The 25,727-nt window shown below is 69.9% G+C and carries 18 protein-coding genes; 6 read left to right on the top strand and 12 right to left on the bottom strand.

Translation table 11 applies throughout. The features are described 5' to 3' along the window. On the top strand, positions 1-1,800 hold a 1,800-nt coding region (locus tag JHY01_RS25215; RefSeq protein ID WP_205328487.1), incomplete at its 5' end, for an HNH endonuclease signature motif containing protein. Positions 1,801-1,947: 147 nt separating this feature from the next. Here the strand turns inward: JHY01_RS25215 and JHY01_RS25210 are convergent. The 6 genes from JHY01_RS25210 to JHY01_RS25185 form a co-directional block, all read right to left on the bottom strand. Then, positions 1,948-2,268 carry a hypothetical protein gene (locus tag JHY01_RS25210; protein ID WP_205328486.1) on the bottom strand — a complete coding sequence of 107 codons (321 nt, stop codon included), beginning with the start codon at positions 2,266-2,268 and terminating at the stop codon, positions 1,948-1,950. A 208-nt stretch (positions 2,269-2,476) separates the two neighbouring features. Then, positions 2,477-4,135, bottom strand: coding sequence for an HD domain-containing protein (locus JHY01_RS25205; RefSeq protein ID WP_307814577.1), 1,659 nt, complete (start codon positions 4,133-4,135; stop codon positions 2,477-2,479). Positions 4,136-4,475: 340 nt separating this feature from the next. Beyond that, positions 4,476-6,245, bottom strand: a complete 1,770-nt coding sequence (locus JHY01_RS25200) for a DEDD exonuclease domain-containing protein (RefSeq protein ID WP_205328483.1) — start codon at positions 6,243-6,245, stop codon at positions 4,476-4,478. A gap of 10 nt (positions 6,246-6,255) precedes the next feature. Continuing rightward, positions 6,256-8,616 carry a DUF3488 and transglutaminase-like domain-containing protein gene (locus JHY01_RS25195; protein WP_205328481.1) on the bottom strand — a complete coding sequence of 787 codons (2,361 nt, stop codon included), beginning with the start codon at positions 8,614-8,616 and terminating at the stop codon, positions 6,256-6,258. Continuing rightward, entirely contained in the window at positions 8,613-9,857 is a 1,245-nt protein-coding gene (locus JHY01_RS27945; RefSeq protein ID WP_205328480.1) for a DUF58 domain-containing protein, read from the bottom strand. The genes JHY01_RS25195 and JHY01_RS27945 overlap by 4 nt, the downstream gene beginning before the upstream one ends. 2 nt (positions 9,858-9,859) lie before the next feature. After that, on the bottom strand, positions 9,860-10,864 hold the full coding sequence (locus JHY01_RS25185; protein WP_240193244.1) for a MoxR family ATPase: 1,005 nt from the start codon (positions 10,862-10,864) through the stop codon (positions 9,860-9,862). Between the two features lie 290 nt (positions 10,865-11,154). Here JHY01_RS25185 and leuS point away from each other — a divergent pair, with 290 nt between their 5' ends. Continuing rightward, entirely contained in the window at positions 11,155-13,968 is a 2,814-nt protein-coding gene (gene leuS, locus JHY01_RS25180; RefSeq protein WP_205328478.1) for a leucine--tRNA ligase, read from the top strand. Between the two features lie 20 nt (positions 13,969-13,988). Here leuS and JHY01_RS25175 read toward each other — a convergent pair whose 3' ends face one another. Next, entirely contained in the window at positions 13,989-14,426 is a 438-nt protein-coding gene (locus JHY01_RS25175) for a hypothetical protein (RefSeq protein ID WP_205328476.1), read from the bottom strand. 177 nt (positions 14,427-14,603) lie between these two features. Here JHY01_RS25175 and JHY01_RS25170 point away from each other — a divergent pair, with 177 nt between their 5' ends. Continuing rightward, positions 14,604-16,025 carry an endo-1,4-beta-xylanase gene (locus JHY01_RS25170; RefSeq protein ID WP_205328475.1) on the top strand — a complete coding sequence of 474 codons (1,422 nt, stop codon included), beginning with the start codon at positions 14,604-14,606 and terminating at the stop codon, positions 16,023-16,025. Between the two features lie 108 nt (positions 16,026-16,133). On the opposite strand, the gene JHY01_RS25165 is transcribed toward JHY01_RS25170, so the two are convergent. Further along, positions 16,134-16,604, bottom strand: a complete 471-nt coding sequence (locus JHY01_RS25165; RefSeq protein ID WP_205328474.1) for a Dps family protein — start codon at positions 16,602-16,604, stop codon at positions 16,134-16,136. 337 nt (positions 16,605-16,941) lie between these two features. On the opposite strand from JHY01_RS25165, the gene JHY01_RS25160 reads away from it, so the two are divergent. The 3 genes from JHY01_RS25160 to xylA are packed head-to-tail and all read left to right on the top strand — an operon-like array spanning position 16,942 to position 21,821. Continuing rightward, the gene (locus JHY01_RS25160) at positions 16,942-19,239 is read left to right on the top strand and encodes a TIM-barrel domain-containing protein (RefSeq protein ID WP_205328473.1); all 2,298 of its coding nucleotides are present in this window, start codon (positions 16,942-16,944) and stop codon (positions 19,237-19,239) included. Further along, on the top strand, positions 19,240-20,634 hold the full coding sequence (gene xylB / locus JHY01_RS25155) for a xylulokinase (protein ID WP_205328472.1): 1,395 nt from the start codon (positions 19,240-19,242) through the stop codon (positions 20,632-20,634). It begins immediately after the preceding gene. Between the two features lie 14 nt (positions 20,635-20,648). Next, positions 20,649-21,821 carry a xylose isomerase gene (gene xylA / locus JHY01_RS25150; RefSeq protein WP_205328471.1) on the top strand — a complete coding sequence of 391 codons (1,173 nt, stop codon included), beginning with the start codon at positions 20,649-20,651 and terminating at the stop codon, positions 21,819-21,821. A 287-nt stretch (positions 21,822-22,108) separates the two neighbouring features. Here the strand turns inward: xylA and JHY01_RS25145 are convergent, their stop codons facing one another. From JHY01_RS25145 to JHY01_RS25130, 4 genes are all read right to left on the bottom strand, one after another. Further along, complete coding sequence (locus JHY01_RS25145; RefSeq protein ID WP_205328470.1) at positions 22,109-22,693, bottom strand: GNAT family N-acetyltransferase; 585 nt, start codon at positions 22,691-22,693, stop codon at positions 22,109-22,111. Between the two features lie 75 nt (positions 22,694-22,768). Further along, complete coding sequence (locus tag JHY01_RS25140; protein ID WP_205328469.1) at positions 22,769-23,257, bottom strand: Imm1 family immunity protein; 489 nt, start codon at positions 23,255-23,257, stop codon at positions 22,769-22,771. A gap of 421 nt (positions 23,258-23,678) precedes the next feature. After that, positions 23,679-24,614, bottom strand: a complete 936-nt coding sequence (locus JHY01_RS25135; protein WP_205328468.1) for a carbohydrate ABC transporter permease — start codon at positions 24,612-24,614, stop codon at positions 23,679-23,681. Beyond that, positions 24,611-25,597, bottom strand: a complete 987-nt coding sequence (locus JHY01_RS25130) for a sugar ABC transporter permease (protein WP_205328467.1) — start codon at positions 25,595-25,597, stop codon at positions 24,611-24,613. Before JHY01_RS25130 ends, JHY01_RS25135 begins: the two co-directional genes overlap by 4 nt. Positions 25,598-25,727: the final 130 nt, after the last annotated feature.

The raw sequence follows: 25,727 nt of genomic DNA, 5'->3' as shown, positions 1-25,727 counted from the left end.
GACTTCACCTTCAACACCGCCAGCGCGATCGCGGCGATCGCGCGGCTGTCGGGGAAGTTCCGTCTTCTTGCTTCGGCGGCGGTGTCGGGGCAGGCTCGGATCGACCAGGTCGCTTACGCCGTCCGCCAGCTTGACCAGACCCCGGCCATGCGCGTGTTCGCCCGCACTCCTTTCACGGCCCCGGTCGTCTCCCCCTTCGACCCGGCGGTGGAGTGTGCGACGCCGGAGGCGATGGTGGTCGAGTACTGCGCTCATGCCTCTTTCAAGGACCTGCGTCGTCACCTTGAGGGGCTGTGGGCCGCGATCGCCGGAGAGACTGAGCTCCTTGATGGGCTCGGCGAGCAGTCGATGCAGCGCCTGGAGTTGATCGAGTGCGGCAATGGCATGTGGGCGCTGGAGGGGCATCTCTCGAATGCGACCGGGCGGATGCTCGACAAGTACCTGCAGACCGCCTGCCCGCCACCCCGCCAGGATGAGGCCGACGCGGAAGGTCTGCTGCCGCCGCAGGCGAACCGGCATGCCGAGGCTCTCCATCAGCTCCTGGCCGGGTACGGGTCCTCCCCGCAGGCCGCGACCCGGCACGGGCACACCGCCACCCTGGATCTGACCGTCGACATCGAGACGTTGCAGGGCAAGGACACCGGCCGCCTCCCGATGTTGGAGGGCCAGCCGATCAGCGTCCCCCGGGCCCGGCTGCTGGCCTGTGAAGGCGTCATCATCCCCTCGGTGTTCAACTACGCCAAGGGGGAAGCGGTCGAGCTGGGTCGGGCGCTGCGCCTCCCGAACGCCGCGCTGCGACGCAAACTCGAGCTCGAGCAGCCGGAAGGGTGCGCTTGGCACGGTTGTGACCGGCCCATCGCCTGGACCGAGGCGCACCACATCACCCACTGGGCCGACGGCGGACCGACCGTCGCGGAGAATCTGATCCTGCTGTGCCGCTTCCACCACGGCCGCATCCACACCCCCGGGTGGAGTGTGGAGAAGACCGGCCCCGGCACGGCCCTGATCACCCACCACGACGGCCACGAAGGGCACGAAGGCCTCCACGGCCTCCGAGGCGGCCAAGGCCAGGGCGGCACCGCCGGTGCCTCGGCCGGTGGCTCGGCCGGGTGCGGGTGCGCTGACTGGCGCACCGATGCCGACATGGACGCCGAGCATGCAGGCTCGGACTGGGATGTGTTCCCGACCGGGCTCTACCGGACCGAATGGTCCGAGACGTTGAAGCCCGAACTCGACGGCATCGCTGAGATGATCGACCGGGACCGGGCGATCAAAGCCATGCGAGAGGCGAAAGCGCGATGCCGAGCGACATTCGGCATACGCGAAATACGCGAAGCCTCAAGCACCGAAGCGGCAGCCGAGGCGCCCCCACCACCGACAACCGCAGCCGCAGGATCAGCCGCAGGATCAGCGACAGCCGACCTCGGGGACCCGCCGTTCTTACCCTGCCCCAGCAGGCGACTGCTGGGGGGAAAGCGCCGCCACACCACGCAGCGCCACCCGAACCCCAAGCGAGGGTTCGGGCCCTCGGCATGCCCAGACCAGGAAACCCACCCCAGCACACCCCACCATCGCCGCTCGCCCGCCCGCCCGCCCGAACCCCGACCCGACCGGGCCAGGAGGCCGGGGACGGACCCCGAGCCCACCCACCCTGTCGTCGCTGCCGGACTGAACCTCGGCCCGACCGAGCCGGAAGCCGGAGACGGACTCGAGCCCAACCCCTACCTCTTTGACGCTCCTATGGTTGCTGCCCGCCTGAACCTTGGTTCGATGGGGCCGGGAGGCCGGAGAAGGACTTGAGCTTCCTCGGTCCTTGTTATCGCTGCCCGGTTGAACTGCAGGCAATGTCCCGACTGGCAGCCGCGAAGCTTCGACAAGTCTGCGCAGAGCTCATTGCCGTCGCAAAGGGAGAACCGGAGTCCTCGGGCGCTCGAATGTTGTCGCGGGTTAGTCGCTGGTCGCTGAATCGCATTTGGTGGCGGACGGGAGGATGTTGAAGGTGAGCCACGGGGCCGCGTCGGAGCTGCCGACAGACAACATGGTGAGCTCGGCCGGACACACGATTTCGGCATGCCGGTTGAAGTCCGCATCGTTCACCGGGTTGTAGATGGCGTCGACGGCTTCTGTCACCCATTGGCTGCCGAGCGCAATATCGGCGCCTTCGATCTTCGCTGCAGCCCAGCAGGTTTGGAAGAACGATTCGGTCGCAGCCTGGTCCTTGATCCCTTGGACGACGCATTTGAAGCCGGTGATCCCGGCTCCTCCCACTCCGATGGAGGCTTCATGGGTGAGCCCGGCATTTGTGGAGGTGCCGGTGATCGAACCGATGATCTGTTGACCTGCCTCAGGCGCAGCGAGTTCTCCGGGAGGGGGCCATGTGAGCCCGTATCCGGAGAAGGAGTCCTGCCAGGCCCCTACTTCGACTGAGATCGTGAACTCGACGTTCGATGTGGACGGGCGCGGGCGCGGGTGCGGGTCAGAAGCGGTCGACGGTGGTGATGAGTTTCTCCGCGAGCTCGTCGGGGTCGAGCTTCTCGCGGGCGAGGGCGAGGTAGAGCGAGTCGAGGTCTGGGAAGCCCAGAGAGGACGCGACGCCGTGCAGTGGTTGTTCCCCCGAGAGACCGCGCCCCCGGGCGATCAGGGCGCGCCACAGGCGGTTCTTTCCGGCTTTGAGTTCGTCCTCGAAGCGCTGCATCGGGATGATCGGGAGCTCGCCGGTGGAGTCGACGTCCTCGACCGAGCCGAACCAGTCGTTGATGTGGAGCTGGGCCTCGGGGGTCTTGGCGTGGTCGAGCCACTGCTTCGAAGGGCCGTAGGGCTGTTCGTTGGTGAGGACGAGTTCGACGGTGTCGCCGTCGCGCAGGGGTCGGGCGAGCGGGGCGATCTCGCCGTTGACGTAGGCGGCGATGAGCCGGTGGCCCTTGGACGGGCCGGAGCAGTACGCGACGTCGACGGGGGTGGAGGCCTTGGGGACCATGAGCTGGTCGCCGTCGCGGGTGAAGACGAGGATGTCCTGGTCGGCGAGGTCGCAGCGGAGCGAGTCGAGGAACTGGCCGGAGTCGGCGACCTCGTTCTGCCAGTCGAGGAGGCGCTGCAGCCAGGGGAGCTGGATCTCGACCGGGTTGGCGCCGGACTGGCGCAGCCCGGCGACGATGCCGACCTCGGCGGTCTCGTGCATCTCCTTGGTGCGGATCAGGAATTCGACCGGAGTGCCGCCCGGGCCGGCGACCGCGGTGTGGATCGACTGGTAGAGGTTGAACTTCTTGGCCGCGATGAGGTCGCGGAACTTGCCGCCGATGGGCTTCCAGAGTTTGTGGATCGCGCCGAGCGCGGCGTAGCAGTCGGTGGCGGGGCCGTCGACGACGATGACGAGGCGCGGCGGGTCGGCGGGGCCGGTGCCGGGGTGCTTCTGCATCTCGCGGTAGATCGAGTACGGGTGCCGGGGCCGGTCGTGGAGGGTCGCGGCGACCTTGAACTCGCGCAGCGCCTTGCGGACCTGCGGGGCGATGACGGCGACCTGGCGCTTCCGGTCGGTGTCGGAGCCGAGATGGTCGCGGATGGCCTGGAAGACCTCGGGTTCGAGGGTCTCGAGGACGATGTCCTCGAGCTCGCGCTTGATGACGTAGAGGCCGAGGCGGTCGGCGAGGGGGATGAGGACGTCTTTGGTGGCCTCGGCGATGCGGATCTGGCTGGGGCGCTTCTTGAACTTGATGGTCCGCATGTTGTGGAGGCGGTCGGCGAGCTTGATGACCATGACGCGGATGTCGCGTCCTGCGGTGAGCACCAGTTTGCGGAACGTCTCCGCTTCGGCGGCGGAGCCGAGGTGGATCTTGTCGAGCTTGGTGACGCCGTCGACCATGACGGCGATCTCGTCGCCGAAGTCGCCGCGGAGGGCCTCGAGGGAGTAGCTGGTGTCCTCGACGGTGTCGTGGAGGAGCCCGGCCGCGATGGTGGCGGTGTCGACGCCGAGTTCGGCGAGGATGGTGGAGACGGCGATCGGGTGGGTGATGTAGGGCTCGCCGGAGCGGCGGGCCTGGCCGCGGTGCATCTGCTCGGCGATGCGGTAGGCGCGGCGGACCAGGAGTATGTCGGGCTGCTCGAAGTGGGCGCGGTGCGCCGTTTCGAGCTGCGCCACCTTCCCCGCGAGGTCCCACGGATCGTCAGGTTTGGCAGACCGAGTAGCCGAAAGCAATGCGCGCAACATGAAAGCCTCCGATGCCCAAGGTTGACCGCATTCTAGATGTACAACGATTCTTGGAGAGAATCGACACTAGACACTGTCGGATTTCGGCGGGGCCGCCGCAATCGGCGGATGACACACAGTACCTGCGTGAGGCGATCGGCGGAGACCCCAAGCGCCGCAAATGGATGCGAGACGACTCACGTCCGATTCGCTGGATTGGCTCGTCTCAGGGGATGGCACGGTGGGTTCCATTGGGACAGCGGAGGGTTCGCGGTCATGTCCCAGTATGTGGTCAGCGTTCGCCGTTGGATCGCCGCCAGGGGGACGGGTCGTGGGGGATGGCGCCGTCCCAGCGTTCGGCGCCGTCGATGCGGCTGGCCCACGGGTGCTCGACCATGACGAGGCGCACGTCGGGGCGGGCGAGCCATTCGAGGAGGAGCCGGGTCTCGGCGGCGTGGGCGGCGTCGGCGACGTCGCCGAGCGGTTCGACGATGCGGGAGATCTCGCGGAGCTTCGCGATGTGCGGCATCGGATCGGCTCTGGGCGGGGTGCGGGCGGCCCCGGCGAGCAGTCCGTGGCGGATCACGGCGATCTCCCAGCCGCCGCCCTTGGCGCGACCGGCGGCCACGATCTCCCCGGCCGCCACGAGGCTCCTGGTGCGGTGCGTGGCGGCGGCGAGTTGGAGGTACGCCCCGAGTTCGTCGCGGCGTTCGGCGGCGCTCTCGAAGCGCTCGGCCTCGGAGAGTTCGGTGAGCCGCTCGGTGACGGCCGCCGCGATCGGGGCCGGGTCGCCGTCCATGGCCCTGGCGGCGCGTTCGGCGACCGTCGCGTACTCCTCGACGCTGACGGTGTGGCGGCACGGCTCGACGCACCTCCCGATCTCACCGAGCACGCACGAGGGCGACATCCGCTTGGGGGACAAGCGGGTCCGGCACGACCGGATCGGCAGGGCCGTCTCGATCGCACCGATCGCGGCCTGGGCCTGCGTGCCGGAGGTCGGGCCGAGGCGCGGCGTGCCGGGGCCGGGCGGGTTGCGGGAGATCTGCAGGCGCGGGTACGGCTCGTCGGTGAGGCGCACCCAGGAGCGGTGCTCGGGGAACTTGGCGGCCCGGTTGTAGGGCGGTTTCCCGCCGGAGATGAGCCGCAGTTCGGCGACGCCCGCTTCGAGCCGGTGGGCGCATTCGACGACCTCGACGCGCTCGGCCGAGGCGAGCATGTCGCGCAGCCGCCGCCGCTGCTCCGCGGCCGAGAAGTAGCTGCGGACGCGGGCGGCGACGTCGACGGAGACGCCGATGTACAGGGCCCGGTCGTCGGCGTCGCGGAAGATGTAGACCCCGGGGGCGTGCGGGAGCCCGTCCGCGAGGTGCTTCTTGCGGCGTTGCAGCTCAGAGGGAATGGCGCGGCAGAACTCGACGAGTTCGGCGTCGGTGACCACGCCGTGCCCCGAGGCGCGCTCGATGAGTCCGTGCAGCACCGTGACGGTGGCGCGGGCGTCGTCGAGGGCCCGGTGGTTCGGGGTGACGGGCGAGCCGAAGAACCGCGCGAGGGTGCCGAGCCGGCGGTTGGGGACCTCGCTCTTCTCGGTGAGTCGCCGGGCCAGGACGACGGTGTCGACGACCGGCGGGCGGGGCCAGCGCGTGTCGGTGAGCTCGCACGCGTGGCGGAGGAACCCGATGTCGAAGCCCGCGTTGTGGGCGACGAGGGTGGCGCCGCGTGCGAACTCGAGGAACGCGGGGAGGACCGCCTCGATCCCGGGGGCGTCGGCGACCATCTCGTCGGTGATGCCCGTGAGGCGGGTGACGCGCGGGTCGATGGACTCGCCGGGGTTGACGAGGGTCCCGAACTCGCCGATGACCTCGCCGCCCCTGACCTTGACCGCGCCGATCTCGGTGATGCCGCACGCGTCGGCGGCGAGTCCCGTGGTCTCGAGGTCGACGACGCAGAACGTCACCTCCGAGAGCGGGGTCCCCAGGCTGTCGAGGGTCGGCTGGGTGAAGCCGCTCTCGTTGAACGCGCCGTCGGTGAGTGCACTGTCGCTTTCGGCAGCGCCGCTTCTGTACATGTAAGCCACCCTAGGGGCGACCTGTGACAGACCGGTTCTCGCGACTGTTCGAACGTCGCGGGCGCCGCACGGCCGAGCGGACCCGGTCCGTGGCGCGGGCCGATCGCCGGGCCAGGCGGGCGCTCTGCTCGGCCTGCCTGGCGCTCGCCTTCGCGAGGAGCGACGCGGGCCAGAACATGGCCCGGTAGCGGCGGCGCGGCTCGGCGTTCTTGTCCAGTTCGGAGTGAAGGTCGCGCACGGCGTCGGCGAGTCCGGTCGGGTCGGCCCCGCTGGGGGAGTACCGGTGGCGGGCCATGGCCGAGCCGAGGACGGTCGCGGCCTCGCGCGCGCCCGGCGCGGCCTGCCCGAGGACCCCGGCGGCCTGCCGCGGAGTGAGCGAATCACTCAGGCCCACACCGTAGTCGAGGGCCAGGTCGAGAACTTCGTCCCATGCGGTCGCGGCCGTGAGGCGGGACGGATCGAGCCGGCGGCGGCGGAGGAGCCCGCGCAGGAGGGCGGGCAGGAACAGGAGGGCCGCGACCACCAGGAGGAGCAGCCAGGCCGGGTTGAAGCCCGCGCCGCCGCCGGTGGCGTCGTCGGCCGCCTGAGCGGAGGTGCCGTCGGTGGGCTGTTCGGCGCCGGCCGAGGGGCCCTCTTCGGCGGACGGGGTCGCGTCGCCGGGGGCTTCGCTGGGCTCGGCGGTCGCGCCCGGCTCCAGGGTCGGCTCGTCCTCGACCTCGGGCTCGGTCGCCCACGGGTTCGCCAACGCGCCGGGCACGCCCGCGGCCGGCGTCGGGTCGTACATGACCCAGCCGGGCCCGTCGTAGTAGACCTCGACCCACGCGTGGTAGTCGTGGCTGGTGAGCACCCATTCGTCGCCGTCCCTGGTGCCCTGCGACATGCCGATGACGACGCGCGCGGCGACGTCGGCCTCGCGCAGCATCCACGCCATGGCGGCCGCGTACTGCTGGCAGTAGCCCTCCTGGGTCTGCAGGAAGTCGAGGATCGCCTCGTCGTTGCCCGCGTCGGTGGTCTGCAGCGAGTACCGGAAGCCGTTGCTGATCGACAGGTGCTGGTAGACGGCGAGGACCTTCTCGTGGACCGTGCCCGCGCCGCCGAGCAGGTCGTCGACGAGCGCGCTCAGCTCGGGCACGTCCGGGTGCGCGGTGTTGGCCTCCCACCGCTCGTCGGAGGGGGGCATGCCGTCGGCGTTCGCGAGCGTCTCGGCGTCGGGCTCCTGGTCGACGTACGAGAACGAGTACGAGTCGACGTCCCCCATGTCGGCACCGTCGCCGACGATCACGCCGGTGTCCTCGTCGACGGTCCAGTCGCCGTCGATGTCGAAGCCGCCCGGGCTCCCGTAGAAGGGCGCGACCGGCGCCCGCAGCGCGAGGTTCTCGACCTCGGCGGTGAACACCGCTCCGGGACTGTCGGGCGGGTCGAGGGAGTCGACCGATTCGCCCTCCTCGTAGTCGTTGGGGCCGAAGCCGTCCGAGTCGAGCTCGTCGAGCACGTGCATCCGCAGGTAGGGCGGGCTCGGATCGTCGGTCGAGACGCGGAGGACGTCGACCTCCTCGGGCCGGATGAGCGATCCGGACAGCTGCGCCCACGGGTTGACGTCGCCGAGCCCGACGTCGCCCCCGCCCTCGAAGTCCTCGGCGACCCGGTCGATGAACCCGGAGGTGTTCGTGGGCACCACGGTCAGCGACATGAGCGTGACCACGATGAACCCGAGCGCCGACCAGCGCGCGGTGCGCGCCAGCGGCGACGGGAACCGCTGCGAGACGAGCTGGCCCGTGCCGGTGAACCGGTGCCCGAACGCCGAGACGCGCCGCAGGTTGTCGTCGGCGAGGAGCCAGAGGTACGAGACGGCGGGGAGGATGAACCAGAACCAGGCCGTCGCGTCCGGTGCGACCGAGACCGGCACCAGGTACATCGTGAGGAGCGTCAGCCCGGCGAGCGCCGGGGTGCGCAGGCCGACCACGAACATGTCGTGCAGGATCGCGACGAGCCCGATCCCGAGCAGGGTGAGGAACAGGATGCCGCCCTCGGCGGCCACGGGCGGGGCCTCCCTCACGATCCCCGCGACGCCCTCGTCGGCGAGCGCGCCGAAATGCTCGAACGTGCCGGGCATCGGGATGATGAACAGGAACGCGGTGCCGTCGCCGAATCCCGCGGTCAGCACCACCAGCAGCCCCGCGCACATGGCGACGGTCTGCAGGCCCTGCCCGCGCCCGGCCGCGCGCATGAGCGACGCGGCGGTGGCGATCACCGTGATGGTGAACAGGACCGGGACCGTCCACCCGACGCCTTCGAAGATGCCGATGAGCGGCGTCAGCGTCAAGGCCAGGGTGGCCGCCGCGACCATGGTGGCGTGCCGCTGTCCGCTCATGCGAGAGTCCTCCACGCGCCCAGGCGGGTCCACACCCGGCGCAGCTCGGTCCCGGCGACGACCGGGATCACCTGCCAGCCCGCGTTCGACAGGGTCGAGACGGCCGCGATGTGCTGCTCGGCGAACGCCTGCTCGCGGGGGTCGGGGCGGCTCGTCGGCGCCTTCGGGATCCACCGCACCGGGTCGACCACGAGCGCCGTGCAGGCGCCGCCGCGCTTGGCGAGGCGCGCCAGCGAGGCCGCCTCCTCCGGGATCACGTGCCCGAGGAACGCGACGATCCCCGAGACCGACCGCGACCGCTGCGCCTTCTCCACCAGATGCGAGATCGGGGCCTCGGGGGCGGCGGCCACCGTCGCGAGGTAGCGCATGGCCTGGCTGTAATCGCCTTGGCGGCATTCGAAGTCGCGGTGCGCGGTGATGAGCCACGGGTCGATGCCGTCGCGGGAGAGCCGCACCGTCGCCGAAGCGGCCGCGTCGACCATCCACTCGAAGCTCGAGAGCTCCCCGCGGTGCGCGCCGCGGCGCACGTCGAGCAGCACCGCCGCGTTGTTCTCCCACGGCTGCTCCTCGCGGCGCACCATGAGCTGGCCGCGGTGGGCGCTGGCCTTCCAGTGCACGCGGCGCATGTCGTCCCCGTGCCGGTACTCGCGCACGGCGATGTCGTCGTTGCCGGTGATCGCGACCGCGTGCGCCGCGGACTCCCCAGACGACATCCCGGCCCCGCCCGGCAGCAGCAGGCTGCGCAGCGGCTGGATGCGCGGGGTCACGATGAGCTCGGTCGTGAGCGGGAACTCCTGCACCGAGACGGCCAGGCCGAACGGATCCGACGTGCGGACCGTCAACGGGCCGAGCTCGTACGCGCCGCGCGTCCCCGGAGTGATCGTGTAGTTCACGACGCTGCGCGCGCCCGGCGCGAGCCGCTCCAGGACCAGGCGCGGGCGGTTGCCGAGCCGGTACGGGATGCGGTCCTCGAGCATCAGCGCCGGGGGCCGGCTGCGGCCGATGTTCTGGATGCCCAGGCGCACCTGCGTGGACTGCCCCGCCTCGACCTGCGCCGGATTCAGCACCCGGTTCGACTCCAGCGAGGGCCGCGAGCAGCGCAGCAGCACGAGCCCGCCCAGCGGCGCGATGAGCGCCAGGACCGCCGCGCGCAGCAGATCGCCTTCGCCCACCAGCAGCGCGACGAGGCCGACCGCCACGCTCACCGCCAGCAGCGTCTTGCCGCGTCCGGTGAGCTCCACGCCTAGTACCTCCCCGGGTGGGACACCACCGGGACGTGCCGAAGGATGTCGGAGACGATCGCCTTCGTGTCGCCGCCGCCCATCGTCGTCTCCGTGGTCGGGATCAGCCGGTGCGCGAGCACCGGCACGGCCAACTGCTGCACGTCGTCCGGCAGCGCGAAATCACGCCCGTCCATGGCCGCGAGCACCTGCGTGCACCGCAGCAGCTGCAGCGTCGCACGCGGACTCGCCCCCAGACGGACCTGCGGGTTCGTGCGGGTGGCGGCCACCAGGTCGACCACGTACCGCTTGAGTTCCGGCGCCAGGTGCACCGCCCGCGCCGCCGCGATCATCCGCACGATCATCTCCGCGTCGGCCACCGGCCGCAGCGCGTCGAGCGGGTTGTACTCCTCGCGGCGGTCCAGCAGCGCCAGCTCCGCGTTGACGTCCGGGTAGCCGATCGCCAGCCGCGCCGCGAACCGGTCGCGCTGCGCCTCGGGCAGCGGGTACGTGCCCTCCATCTCCACCGGGTTCTGGGTGGCGATGACCATGAACGGGCTGCGCAGCTTGTACGTGTTCCCGTCGACCGTGACCTGCCGCTCCTCCATGCACTCCAGGAGCGCGGCCTGCGTCTTGGGGCTGGCGCGGTTGATCTCGTCGCCGAGGATCAGGTTGCCGAAGATCGCGCCCGGCTTGAACACGAAGTCGCGCTTCTCCGGATCGAAGATGCTCACGCCCGTGACGTCGGAGGGCAGCAGGTCGGGCGTGAACTGGATCCGCCGCACCGAGCAGTCGACCGAGCGGGCCAGCGCCTTCGCCAACTGGGTCTTGCCGACCCCCGGCACGTCCTCCAGCAGCAGGTGGCCTTCCGCGAGCATCACCGCGATCGCGAGCTTGATCGTGTGGGACTTGCCCTCGATCACCCACTCGACGTTCGTCAGGATGCCCTCGGCCGTCGCCTTGAACTCCTGGGGGGAGAGCGGCGCCGGGGACTGAGGCGGCTGGCCTGGGGACGACTCGAAGGTCAATGGTCCTCCCGGGAGAAAGTCTGTGGGAATGCGCGACCTGATACGCCGTTCCGCGTTACGGTCGCCTGTCCGCCATCCTACTCGGACGCGCCCAGCGCCTATGTCACGCGCCACCGGGGCGGGCCTCCGCTACACTGAACGCATGTCCCGGCGTTCCGCGCTCCTTAGATAGCCGTGTTGGAGAGAACCAGCACGGCCGCCCCTGCATGCCAGGGGTTTTTTGCTGTCTAGGGTCTACCCGGAACCCGCAGCCCGAACCCAGAAGCCATCACAGGACCACAGGACGAGCCATGACCGAACCCGCACACCGCTACGACGCCAAGCTGGCCAACGAGATCGAACCGCGCTGGCAGGAGCGCTGGGAGGCCGAGCAGACCTTCCGCGCCCCCAACCCGGCCGGGTCGCTCGCCGAGCCGGGCCACCCGCGCGCCGGAGCGCCCAAGAAGTTCGTGATGGACATGTTCCCGTACCCGTCGGGCGCGGGCCTGCACGTGGGCCACCCGCTGGGCTTCATCGCCACGGACGCGTACTCGCGCTACCTGCGGATGGCCGGGTTCAACGTGCTGCACCCGATGGGCTTCGACGCGTTCGGCCTGCCCACCGAGCAGTACGCGATCGCCACGGGCCGCCAGCCCGCTGAGATCACCGCCGAGAACATCGACCGGTACCGGCGCCAGCTGCGCCTGGTGGGCATGGGCTACGACAACCGCCGCGCGTTCGCCACCACCGACCCCGACTACTTCAAGTGGACGCAGTGGATCTTCCTGCAGATCTTCAACTCCTGGTACGACACCGAGGCCGACAAGGCCCGGCCCATCGACGAGCTGATCGCCGCGTTCGAATCCGGTGAGCGGGCCACGCCCGACGGCCGCCCGTGGGCGGAGCTGGGCGCGGTCGAGCGCCGCCGCGTCATCGACGGCCACCGGCTGGCCTACGTCACCGAGGCCCCCGTGAACTGGTGCCCGGGCCTGGGCACGGTGCTGTCGAACGAGGAGGTCACCGCCGAGGGCCGCTCCGAGCGCGGCAACTTCCCGGTCTACACGCGCACGCTGAAGCAGTGGATGATGCGCATCACCGCCTACGCGGACCGGCTGCTGTCCGACCTGGACGGCCTGGAGTGGACCGAGTCCCTGAAATCCATGCAGCGCAACTGGATCGGCAAGTCCACTGGTGCGTACGTCGACTTCGGGACCTACGCGGGCGACATCCGCGTCTTCACCACCCGCCCCGACACGCTGTTCGGCGCCACCTACATGGTCCTGGCCCCCGAGCACCCGCTGGTCGAGGCCCTGACCGCCGAGTCCTGGCCCGCCGGCGTCCCGGCCTCCTGGACCGGCGGGCACGACACCCCGGCCGGGGCCGTCGCCGCCTACCGCGCGTTCGCCGCCGCCAAGACCGACGTCGAGCGCCAGGCCGACGCCAAGGAGAAGACCGGCGTCTTCACCGGCGGCTACGCGACCAACCCTGTCAACGGCGAGACCGTCCCGGTCTTCATCGCCGACTACGTGCTGGCCGGCTACGGCACCGGCGCGATCATGGCCGTGCCCGCCCACGACGAGCGCGACTTCGCGTTCGCCAAGGCCTTCGACCTGCCGATCCGCCAGGTCATCTCCGGCGAGGCCCCCTGGGACGGGGAAAGCGCCTACACCAGCGACGGCGTCGCCGTGAACTCCGGCATCCTGGACGGCCTGCGCGTCCCGGAGGCCAAGGCCCGCATCATCGACTGGCTGGCCGAGCACGGCCGCGGCGAAGGCGCCACCACCTTCCGCCTGCGCGACTGGCTGTTCAGCCGCCAGCGCTACTGGGGCGAGCCCTTCCCGATCGTCTACGACGAGACCGGCCTGCCCGTCGCCCTCGACGAGTCGCACCTGCCGGTCGAACTGCCGCACATGGACGACTTCTCGCCCAAGACCTTCGACCCCGAGGACGCCGACTCCGCCCCCGAGCCGCCCCTGGGCCGCGCCAAGGACTGGGTCGAGGTCGAGCTGGACCTGGGCGACGGGCCCAAGACCTACACCCGCGAGCTGAACACCATGCCCAACTGGGCCGGCTCCTCCTGGTACGAGCTGCGCTACACCGACCCGAAGTCGGCCGCGGCCCTGGCCGACCCGGCCAACGAGTCGTACTGGATGGGCCCGCAGGACGCCGAGGACGTCGGCGGCGTCGACCTGTACATCGGGGGCGTCGAGCACGCCGTCCTGCACCTGCTGTACGCCCGCTTCTGGCAGAAGGTCCTGTTCGACCTGGGCCACGTCTCCAGCCGCGAGCCCTTCCGCCGCCTGTTCAACCAGGGCTACATCCAGGCGTACGCCTACACCGACGACCGCGGCGTCTACGTCCCGGCCGAAGAGGTGCGGGAGGAGTCGGAGGGCGTCTACACCTACAACGGACAGAAGGTGAACCGCGAGTACGGCAAGATGGGCAAGTCCCTGAAGAACGTCGTCACCCCCGACGAGGTCTGCGCCTCGTACGGCGCCGACACCTTCCGCGTCTACGAGATGTCGATGGGGCCCCTGGCCGACTCCAAGCCCTGGGAGACCCGCGCCATCGTCGGCTCCCAGCGGTTCCTGCAGCGCCTGTGGCGCAACATCGTCGACGAGGAGACCGGTGAGGTCACCGTCGCCGACACCGCGCCCGACGCCGCGACGCTGCGCGAGATGCACAAGGCCATCGCCGGGGTCCGCGAGGACTACGAGCACCTGCGCATGAACACCGCCGTCGCCAAGCTGATCACGTTCAACAACCACCTGACCGGCGTGAACCCGGTGCCGCGCGAGGCGGCAGAGGCGCTGGTCGCCATGGCCGCGCCGATCGCCCCGCACATCGCCGAGGAGCTGTGGGAGCGCCTGGGCCACGAGGGCGGCATCGCCTATGTGGACTTCCCGGTCGCCGACGAGCGCCACCTGGTCGAGGACACGGTCACCTACCCGGTGCAGATCAACGGCAAGGTCCGCGGCCGTGTCGAGATCGCCGCGGACGCGGGCGAGGAGGCCGTGAAGGCCGCCGCGCTGGCCGACGAGAAGGTCGCCGCGAACCTGGCGGGCAAGGACGTCAAGAAGGTCATCGTGGTGGCGGGCAAGATGGTCTCGATCGTCGCGAAGTGACCGCGGCGGGGCGCGGGCCTTCATGTCCGCGTCCCGCGCTTCCTCGTCGGTCTGCCGCACCATGTCTTCGCGGCACCGGTGAGGAGCAGGGCGAGCAGCGCGACGTAGAGGCCGACCCCGATCAGCCCGTACGGTTCGGGGCCGGTGACGACGGTGGCGAGCACGCCGGCGCCCGCGGCCACGCAGACGGCCAGGCCGAGGATCCGGGCCCAGTTCCGGTGGCGGAGGAATCCGAGGGCCGCGACCGCGTTGCCGGCCGCGATGACCGTGGCCACGAGCGCGGTCAGGAGCGCCGAGGCGAGCGGACGGCCGTTCTCGACGCGGTCGCCGTATTCGGCCCAGGCGCTGACGGTGCCGGTGGCGTTGGCGAGGGTGAGCAGCACTAGGAGCGCGAGCGCGATGACGACCGGCACCGGCCATCGGGCCGGTGCCGCGGGCGCTGATCCGCCGCGGTCCACATCTCGATCCTATGGCGGCGGTGATCCGGCCGGGCCGTGTTCGCGGGGCGGAGGCCGGTAGTTCTATTGACGCACATCAATGTGTTCGATAGGCTGTCGGCACACTTGGGAGCGCTCCGCTCCCGCATCTCACGGCCTCGTTCCCTCACGGCGCGGCACCACCTTGAGGAGTTTTTCGTGCTGCTTAACCGTCAACGCCGTCGCGCGGTGATCGCGGGGGCCGTCACCGTCGCGACCGCGGCCCTCGGCATCGGGCTCTCGACCCAGTTCGCGGGTGCCCAGGCCACCACGCTTCGCGGCGCCGCCGACGCGATCGGCAAGGACATCGGCGTCGCCGTCTCCTACAGCCAGCTCGTGAACAACGCGTCCTACCGCGACACCGTCGCCGGCGAGTTCAACTCGCTCACCGCCGAGAACTCGATGAAGTGGGACGCCACCGAACCGCAGGACGGCAACTACACCTTCTCCCAGGCCGACGCCATCGTGGACTTCGCCGAGGCCAACGGCCAGTCCGTGCACGGCCACACCTTCGTCTGGCACTCCCAGACGCCGTCGTGGGTGCAGGGCCTCAACGCGACGGCCATGCGCACCGCCATGGTCGACCACATCAACACCGTGGCGAACCGCTACGAGGGCCGGGTCGACTCCTGGGACGTCGTGAACGAGGTCGTCAGCGACAACAACGGCGCCATGCGTGACTCGTTCTGGCTGCGCACCATGGGCGAGGGGTACATCACCACCGCGTTCCAGACCGCCCGCGCGGCCGACCCGAACGCCGACCTCTACATCAACGACTACTCGATCGACGGCATCAACGCCAAGTCCGACACGGTCTACCGGATCGCGCAGGGCCTGAAGTCGCAGAACCTTCTCGACGGCGTCGGCTTCCAGGCGCACCTCATCCTCGGCCAGGTGCCCTCCTCGATGGAGGCGAACCTGCAGCGCTTCGTCGACCTCGGGCTCAAGGTCCGCATCACCGAGCTCGACATCCGCATGAACCTGCCGGCCGACAGCGCCAAGCTGCAGCAGCAGGCGAACGACTACCAGCGGGTGGTCGAGATGTGCGCCGAGCTCCTCGACTGCTCCGGCGTCACCGTGTGGGGCCTGCGCGACGGCGACTCGTGGGTGCCCGGCACCTTCCCCGGCACCGGCGCGCCCCTGCTGTTCAACGACGACTACTCGAAGAAGCCCGCCTACACCGCGGTGCTGAACGCCCTCGGCGGCGGCGGCACGGGCAACCCGACCACGACCCCGGCCACCTCGGACCCGGCGACCACCTCGCCCCCGCCCACCGGTTCGGGCTGCACCGCGACCCTCTCGGTCTCGAGCCCGTGGAACACCGGCGCGACCTACTCGGCCACCGTCAAGGCCGATCAGAACCTGAACGGCTGGAAGGTGACGTGGACCTGGCCGGGCTCGGAGCGGATCTCCAACGCCTGGAGCGTGACCGGAACACTCACCGGTGCGACGGTGAACGGCGCGAACGAGAGCTACAACGGCACGCTCGCGGCGGGCCAGTCGACCACGTTCGGCTTCAACATCACCAAGGCCGACGGCTCGACCGCGTCGACCCCCACGGTGACCTGCACACCCGCCTAGGACCTCACTCTTCGCACAGGTCGGGGCCGGGCTTGAACGGCTGGTGAGGACGGCTTCGCCGCACCCACCGATCAGCCGCTCCCGCCCGGCCCCGACCGCCCACCGCTGCTAGCCCAGCTCGGCCTGGAACATCCAGCTCTGCTTCTCGAGCTCGGCGGTGACGCCGATGAGCAGGTCCTGGGTGACCGGGTCGGCCGATTCGGTGACCTCGATGCGCTCGCGCATGTTCGCGATGATCGCGGCGTAGGCCTCGATGAACAGCGAGACGACCTCGGTGTCGCTGATCTGGCCGTCCTGGATCCCGGGGACCGAGGAGGTCTCGGCGACGGTGCTCGCGCGCCCGTCCGCGCTGACGCCGATCGCGATGGCCCGCTCGGCGACGAGGTCGGTGGCGTTGCGCGCCGACACGACGATCTCGTCGAGCTGGAGGTGCAGGGAGCGGAAGTTCTTGCCGTAGACGTTCCAGTGCGCCTGCTTGCCGACGAGGGAGAGGTCGATGAGGTCGACGAGCGCGCCCTGCAGGGCCTTCGCGGTGATCTCGCGGTTCTCGTCGGAAAGACTGGAGCGGACGGTGGACATCTCGGTACCTCGCATCGGACTGGGCTCGTGGCTGCTGGTGAAAAGCGGTGCGCGACGGTGAGATCGGTCGGTCGCACCGCCCAGGGTAGCTTTCCCGCGCCCATGGCGCAGGCGACTCGGCGCACCGGGCGTGCCAGGGGGTGCGGGATGCGGCATACGCGGCATTGCGCAGCGGAAAAGGAGCGGTCGCCGCCGACTCGGCGGAAAATGGAAACCGGGTGGAATCCCGTGGACCCCGGTCGCAATTTGTTGGGATAGTCGATAAACTAATGAACGTCGTGCCGCCCCACCCGGCTCGCGCGCTGTCGTACGAACCCTCAACAGGCAGGAGCATCCAATGCCTTACCGCCCGCCGCTGGTCGCCCGCGAGTTCTTCGTCGCCGACCCCCCGGAGCTTCCCCAGCGAGCCGTCGGCGAGCAGGGTCTCTCCGCCGTCACGAGCGCCGAGGTCGCCGAGACCGGCCCCGCCTCGGTCCTCCTCAAGGCCGTGACGAGCGCGGGGGAGGAGCTGTACGTCGGCCTCGCCGCCGTCGCGGAGGGCGTCATCCGCGCCCGCCTGTCGGCCGACCCGGCCGCGCGCCCCTCGGTCGAGAAGATCATCGAACTGGTCCACGCCGGGGCTTACGGCGACGCGAAGGTCTCGGTCGAGGACGGCACCGTCGTCGTCGACGCCGGATCGGTCCGCGCCGTCGCCACCCTCGACACCTGGTCCCTGACGTACACCGACGCCGCCGGGAAGACCCTCGTCTCCCAGAACCCGGGCGAGGAGGACATCTCGGGCCGCCTGCGCACACTGCCCTTCGGTCGCTCCCTCGTGGACGGCCGCCCGGTCGCCTACCACGAGTCGTTCACGGCCGCGCCGGACGAGGCCTTCGCCGGGTTCGGCGAGCGCTTCGCGCCGCTCAACGCGCGCGGCCAGCGCCCGCTGATGTGGAACTTCGACGCGTTCGGCTCCGAGTCGATCCGCATGTACAAGAACGCCCCGATCTACGTCTCCGACCGCGGTTACGGGATCGTCGTCAACTCGGGCGCCCCGGTCGAGTTCGACATGGCGCAGCAGACCCACGCGGCCGTCGAGTTCATCGTGCCCGACGACGCGCTCGAGTACTTCGTGCTCGGCGGCACCCCCGTCGAGGTCCTGGACCGCTTCGACGGCCTCACCTCCCGCCCCTCGCTCCCCCCGAAGTGGGCCTTCGGCACCTGGATCTCCTCCGGGTTCTTCGTGGACTCCGAGGAGCGGGTCATGGAGCGGGCCAAGAAGATCCGCGAGCGCGGCATCCCCTGCGACGTGCTGCACCTGGACACGTTCTGGCAGCACGAGCCGCACTGGTCCGACATGCAGTGGGACGCCGAGAACTTCCCGAACCCCGAGCGGATGCTCGCCGAGCTCACCGCGCAGGGCTTCAAGGTCTGCCTCTGGATGAACTCCTACATCTCCCACAAGTCGCCGGTCTTCGCCGAGGGCGACGAGCGCGGCTACTTCCTGAAGAACGCCACGGGCGAGACCTACGTGGCGGACGTCTGGCACGGCTCGCACCAGGCCAGCGGCATCGTCGACTTCACCAACCCCGACGCGGTCGCGTGGTGGAAGGATCTGCTGCGGGGTCCGCTGCAGGCCGGCGCGGCCCTGTACAAGACCGACTTCGCCGAGGGCGTGCCCGCTGACGCGGTGGCGCACAACGGCATGACCGGCACCGAGCTGCACAACGTGTACACGCTGCTGTACAACGACGCGGTGGTCGAGGTGACCCGTGAGATCAACGGTCACGAGCTGGTGTGGGCGCGTTCGTCGTTCCTGGGCGGGCAGCGCCACTCCGCGCAGTGGTCGGGCGACGTCCAGACCACGTGGGCGGGCCTTGGCGGCACCATCCGCGGCGGCCTCTCGCACGGCCTCTCCGGTGTCCCGTTCTGGTCGCACGACACCGGCGGGTTCAACGGCACGCCCACCGACGACCTGTACATCCGCTGGGCCCAGTTCGGCGCGCTCTCGCCGCTGCTGCGCTACCACGGGACCACGACCCGCGAGCTGTGGGAGTTCTCCGAGGAGGCCGAGCGCCTCGCGGTCGAGTCGCTGCGGCTGCGGTACTCGCTGATGCCCTACATCTACTCGGCGGCCGTGCACGCCTCGCGCACCGGCGAGCCGGTGCTGCGCGCACTCAATGTGGACAACCCCTCGGACCCGGTGGCGTGGAACGCCGACCAGGAGTACCGCTTCGGGAAGGACCTCCTCGTCGCCCCGGTGAACGACCCGTCGGGCGAGCGGAAGGTGTACCTGCCCGAGGGCCGGTGGATCGACTTCTGGACCAAGGAGGTCCACGAGGGCGGGCGCTACATCGACACCAAGCACGGCTTGGCGACCTTCCCGGTGTTCGTGCGCTACGGCGCGATCCTGCCGCGCGTCGCGCCCGGCCTCCAGATCGGCGACGGCGCGTTCGAGGGCATCACCCTCGAAGTGTGGGGCACGCCCGACCGCGGGATCACGATCGCCGACGTCGACGGCGACACCACCGTGTCTCTTGAAACAGTTTCAGAAACTGTTGTGACCCTGGTGTCGACAGGACCGGCGGACATCGCTAATGTGAGCGTCGTAGATGTTGCGGGTAAGCCCGCGAACGTGGAGCTGGAGCGTAACTAGATGACCTTGGTGGCCGGAGTCGACTCATCGACGCAGTCGACGAAAGTGTTGTTGGTCGAAGCCGAGACCGGCGAGATCGTCGACTCCGGTCGCGCCTCCCACCCGGACGGGACCGAGTGCCCGCCCGAAGCCTGGTGGGAGGCGCTCCAGGAGGCCGGCAACGGCCTGCTGGACCGCGCCGAGGCCGTCGCCGTCGCCGGGCAGCAGCACGGCATGGTCGCCCTCGACGAGCACGACCAGGTCGTGCGGGACGCCCTGCTGTGGAACGACACCCGCTCGGCCCCGCAGGCCGAGCGGCTCACCGCCGAGCACGGCGGCCCCGAGGCCTGGGCCGCCGACACCGGCCTCGTCCTCGCCGCCTCCTTCACCGCCACGAAACTGGCGTGGATGGCCGAGAACGAGCCCGAGAACGCGGCGAAAACTGTTTCAGTCATGCTCCCGCACGACTGGCTCACCATGAAGCTCCGCGGGGCGACCGCCGCCGAGGCGACCACCGACCGCTCGGACGCCTCCGGCACCGGATACTGGTCGCCGACCACCGGCGACTACGTGCGCGACCGACTCGTCCAGGCCTTCGGCCGCGAACTCGCCCTCCCGCGCGTGGCCGCCCCCAACGAGATCGTCGGCCGCACCGCCAACGGCGCGGCGCTGGCCCCCGGCACCGGCGACAACGCCGGTGCCGCGCTCGGGCTCGGTCTCGGGCCCGGCGACGTGGTCGTCTCCCTCGGCACCTCCGGCACCGTCTTCGGCGTCTCCGACGTGCCCGCCGCGGACCCCTCCGGGCTCGTGGCCGGGTTCGCCGACGCCACCGGCCGGTACCTGCCGCTCGTGTGCACCCTCAACGCCGCCCGCGTCCTCGACACCTTCCGCGCCCTCCTCGGCGTCGACCACGCCGAGTTCGACCGCCTTGCGCTCGCCGCCGAGCCCGGCGCCGGAGGCCTCGCCCTGCTGCCGTACCTCGACGGCGAACGGACCCCCAACCGCCCGAGCGCCACCGGGGTCATCGCCGGTCTCACCACGGGAGTCACCCGCGAAAGCCTCGCCCGCGCCGCCGTCGAAGGCATGCTCTCGGCCCAGGCCGACGGCCTCGCCGCCCTCGCCGCCCAAGGCCTGCGCGCGAACCGCGTCCTCCTCATCGGCGGCGCCTCCGCCTCCGCGGCCGTGCGCCGCGTCGCCCCCGGCGTGTTCGGCGTCGACGTGGACGTGCCCCCCACGGCCGAGTACGTGGCCCTCGGCGCCGCCAAGCAGGCGGCCTGGGCCCTCTCCGGCTCCAAGAACCCGCCACAGTGGAAGACAGGCGACACCGAGCGGTTCACCGGCACTGCGGCCGCGAAGGTGTCAGAGCAGTACGCGACCCTCCGGGACGAGACTTCGTCTTGGGCCGCACACCAATGAGAAAAGGAACGATCATGACCGACAAATACGCACCGGTGCCCGAGGACAAGTTCTCCTTCGGCATCTGGACGGTCGGCTGGGCGGCTCAGGACGTCTTCGGCTCGGCCACCCGCGCCCCCATGGCCGCCGACCGCGCCGTGCGCAAGCTCGCCGAACTCGGCGCCTACGGCGTCAACTTCCACGACAACGACGTGTTCGACTTCGACGCCTCCGAAGCCGAGCGCGACGCCAAGGTCGGCGCGTTCCGCAAGGCCCTCGACGAGACCGGCCTCAAGGTCACCACCGCGACCACCAACCTGTTCAGCCACCCGATCTTCAAGGACGGCGGCTTCACCCACAACGACCGCGACGTGCGCCGCTTCGCCATCGCGAAGGTCATGCGCAACATCGACCTCGCCGCCGAACTCGGCGCCGAGATCTACGTCGCCTGGGGCGGCCGCGAAGGCGCCGAGTTCGGCGGCTCCAAGGACGTCCAGTCCGCCATGGCCCGCATGAAGGAAGCCTTCGACACCCTCGGCGACTACGTCACCGAGCAGGGCTACGACATCCGCTTCGCCATCGAGCCCAAGCCGAACGAGCCCCGCGGCAACATCCTGCTGCCGACCCTCGGGCACGCCCTCGCGTTCATCAACGAGCTCGAGCGCCCCGAACTGGTCGGCATCAACCCCGAGATCGGGCACGAGGAGATGGCCGGGCTCGACTTCGCCGCCGGCATCCGCCAGGCCCTGTGGCACGGCAAGCTCTACCACATCGACCTCAACGGCCAGACCGGTCCGCGCTTCGACCAGGACCTGCGCTTCGGCGCCGGCAATGTCGGCGGCGCCTTCTGGGTCGTCGACGCGGTCGAAGAGGGCATCGCCAAGGGCCAGTACACCGGCCCCGTCCACTTCGACTACAAGCCCCCGCGAGTCGAAGACGACAACGGCGTGTGGGTCTCGGCCGCCGCCTGCATGCGCAACTACAAGATCCTGCAGTCGAAGGTCCGCGCCTTCCGCGCCGACCCCGAAGTGCAGGAGGCCCTCAAGGCCGCCCGCGTCGACGAGCTCGCGACCCCCACCTTGAGCGAAGGGGAGACCTGGGCCGACCTCAAGGACGTCAAGGTCGACGTCGAAGGCCTCGCCTCCAAGGGCATGGCGTTCGAGCACCTCGACCAGCTCGCCCTCGAACACCTCTACGGCGTTCGCTAGGACGGCCGCGACCGGCTCGGATTCGAACACCGCCGCGGTGTTCCCCGGACGGCGAGCATGCGATCGGGCCCGGAGCTTCCGCTCCGGGCCCGATCGCTACCCCACACCCATCAATTGGATTCGACTCGCCTTGCGGCTTGTCACCCCTCAGGAGATTTCCCCTTGCACTGAACATTAGGGCCGGGGGCTCTGCGTTCCACGCGAGAACCATTAGAGGTTCATTAGATCCAATCGTCCGTCTCCGGACTGCGGTCCCGCAGCCCTGCCGCGAGGCCGACCATGGTGCGCTAGCGGTCGGTCGGCGCCGTCGGCGCCGTCGGCGAGGGCGGATCGGCCGGCGCGGCCAGGGTCTTCTGCCAGATGCCGACGTCATGCCACTCGCCGTGCTTGTACCCGGCGGCGTCGATCGTGCCGACCAACTTGAAACCGAACGACGCGTGCAGCGCCTCGCTGCCCTCGTTCGGGCTCGTCACCAGCGCCATCACACTCCGGAATCCCTGGGCCTCAAGGCGCTTCAGCAGCTCCCGGTACAGCGTCGACCCCACGCGGCGACCCCGCTGGCCGTCCGCGACGTACACCGTGGCCTCGGCCGTCCAGTCGTACGCCTGCCGGGCGTTCCACGGCTTCGCGTACGCCAGGCCCACGACCTCGCCTTCGACAGTGCCGTTGGAAACCGTCGCGACGAGCCAGGGATAGCGGCCGCCGTACGTGGCCAGCTCCTGCTCCCAGTCGGCGGCGGGCTGCGGCTCGGTGCGGAAGTTCGCGGTGCTGCGGGCGATGTAGTGGTTCACGATCGCGGCGAACGCGGCCGCGTCCGAGGACTCGGCGAAGCGCACGGCGACCAGGTCCGGGGGCGTGTCACTGCTGCTCATGATCGACAACATTATCCGCCGGAGGGACCGGTGCCAGGCTGCGATCCCGCGCTGCGAATGCAGGTCACATGAACGTCACCACACCGTGCTCGGCCGCCACATGCAGCCGGAAGGACGCAGGCCGCCCGTGGCCCGGAAGTCCTCCACCGCGCGAGCCAGGGTGCTCAAGGCGATGTGCGCGTCGGGCGGGAACATGCTCGCCGTGTCCATGTCCCGGAAGAGCCGCAGATGCGGGGCCTGGAGCTCGTTCGAGAACGTGACCCAGGCGCCCGGACCGTAGTCCTCGCCGCCGGGACCGTAATAGGCGAGCGCTCCGACCTCCGCCGACTTGTCCGCGATGATCTTGAGACCGTGGTCGGGCCGTCCGCCGGGTTCGTAGCCGGGCCGGTCGCGCACGAGCGCGGTCGCGACCTGCACCAGATCGGCGGCCACGATCGTGGCCACGGCGGCCGCCACGCCGTCGGGGTCCTGAGCGAGCAGCACCCGGGTCCCGTTGTCCCGGGTCTCGAGCCGGAATTCGACGCAATAACCGGCGATATGCGCGCCTGCGGGGCCAGGGCTCATGGGTGGTTCTCCTTCCGGGTCGCGGGACTCGGCAGTGGGCGGCAGAGCATTGTGCTCGTAATCGAGACTGATCGCCATGGCGGACACCGCACCTCACATGGGGGGACGTACTGCTTCCGGGTTTTGTGAACGACAGTACGTGCGCGCTCGGGCCGTATGTTCGATTCAGTCGGGAACCTGACAGAAAAGCACCGATAAGACCCTGATATGCCGTGACAACCTGTTCATGCAAGCAGCAGATTCCATTGGGGAGTCCGCAGGCCGCCGCCGGGGCCGGTCCCGCCCGAACGCCCCGGCGCGGCAGGAAAGACCGGATACGAGTCCTCGACGAGGACGGGACCGAGACGCTACCCTCCGGGCACGTGAAAGGGCCGCCTCCGCGCTTGCGGAGACGGCCCTTCGCACCGGGGGGAGACCCGGATCAGCCCTTGATCGCGCCGGTGATGACGGCCTTCGTGAAGTGCTTCTGGATGAACGGGTACATGATGACGATCGGGATGATCGTGCAGACCACGACCGCCATCTTCAGCGCCGCGTCCGGTGCGGAGGACTGGTACTGGCTCACGTTCGCCGCGGCGCCGGGCAGGCCCTGCGTCGACATGAGCATCCGCTGCAGCACGACCTGGATCGGCTGGGTCTCCAGCCCCGGGACGTACAGGACCGCCGAGAAGTAGATGTTCCAGTAGCCGACCGCGTAGAACAGCGCGATGACCGCGAGGATCGCCTTCGACATCGGCAGCACGATCTTGAAGAGCGTGCGGAACTCTCCGGCGCCGTCCATTCGGGCGGCGTCGAGCAGCTCGGTCGGGACGCTGTTCATGAAGAACGCCCTGAGCACGATCAGGTTGAAGGCGCTCAACGCCATCGGCAGGATGATCGACAGGTAGTTGTTGAACAGGCCCAGTTTCTGCACGACCAGGAAGCTCGGGTAGAGGCCGGGCGCGAACAGGAACGTGAAGAGCACGAGCATGAGCAGCGGCCGGTGCAGGAGCGAGCCGGTCCGCGAGAGGCCGTAAGCCGCGCCGATGGTGAGGATCATGCTCAGCGCGGTGCCGCCGGCGGTCAGGCCGATGGTGAGGATCAGCGACTTCGTCAGCGCGCCGCCGTCGAAGATCTCCTGGTAGGCCGCGACGCTGAAGTCGGTCGGGATCAGCAGCAGGTTCCCGCCCGCCGAGGCGAGCGACTCCTCGCTGGCGAAGCTGGTGGCCACGACCGCCCAGATCGGCAGGACGATGGCCGCGCCGTAGCAGATCAGGAAGAGCGCCTTGACGATCTTCGCGGCCAACGTGGGCTCCTCGTCCCAGACGGGGCGCGCCTGCTTGCGGCGGGGCTTGAGCTTGGTGTCGATGGCGGTCATGACTTCTGGTAGATCCCTTGCTCTCCGAGGCGGTGCGCGACGTTGTTGGCGATGAGGACCAGGATCAGTCCGATCACGCCCTTGAACAGGCCGGCCGCGGTGCCGAAGGACGCGCCCTCGGTGCCGATGACGCTGCGGTAGTAGATGAAGGTGTCGAGCACTTCGGTGGTCTGGTAGCCGATCGCGTCGCGCTGCAGCTGGTACTGCTCGAAGCCGACCGTCAGGATGCCTCCGATGTGGAGGATCAAGAGCAGCACGATCACCGGTCGGATGCCCGGCAGCGTGATGTGCCACATGCGCCGCCAGCGGCTGGCGCCGTCCACGGCCGCCGCCTCGTACAGGCTCGGATTGATCGAGGCGAGGGCCGCCAGGAAGATGATCATGCCCCAGCCGGCGTCCTTCCACGCCCACTGCAGCCAGGCCAGGAACAGGAACGAGTCCGGGTTCGAGGTGAACGACAGCCGGTCGCCGCCGAGGCCGAGCAGCCAGTTGGAGACCAGGCCGTCGGAGCCGAGCGTCTGGACGAACACGGTGACGACCAGGACCCACGAGAAGAAGTACGGCAGGTACACGATCGACTGGAAGACGCTGCGGACCTTGGTGGAGACCACGCTGTGCATGATCAGGGCCAGGACGATCGAGAGCGGGAAGAGGAACAGCAGGTTCGCGAAGGAGTACTTCAGCGTGTTCAGCAGCGCCGGCATGAAGTACGGGTTGTCGAACAGCCGCTGGAACCAGGCGAAGCCCACTATGGGGTTCTCCCAGAACGGCCGGTGCGGGCTGTAGTCCATGAACGCGATGACGTTCCAGGCCGAGGGCCAGTAGAAGAACACCGCGAGCTGGGCCATCGCCGGGAGCGTCATGAGCAGGAGCGGCCAGTCGGACCGGAACCGCTGGGCCACGGTCCGCTTGCGCTTGAGAATGACGCGGCGGTCCTGGCCCGGAGGCGAAGCCGGGGGCGCTGAGGTCTGGAGAGCTGCCATCGCTTGTGTGAATTCCAGTCAGTGAGTACCTGTGCGGGGACGAGGGGGCCGGGCCGCGACACCAGTCGCGGCCCGGCCGGGGCGCCTTAGCCGTGCAGCTTGTCGTAAGCGGGGGGGTAGTGCACGCGGC

It is taken from the genome of Glycomyces sp. YM15, from assembly GCF_016918015.1.
Lineage (GTDB): Bacteria > Actinomycetota > Actinomycetes > Mycobacteriales > Micromonosporaceae > Glycomyces.
The sequence above is the reverse complement of the archived record's forward strand: the minus strand, read 5'-3'. Positions and strand labels throughout refer to the sequence as shown.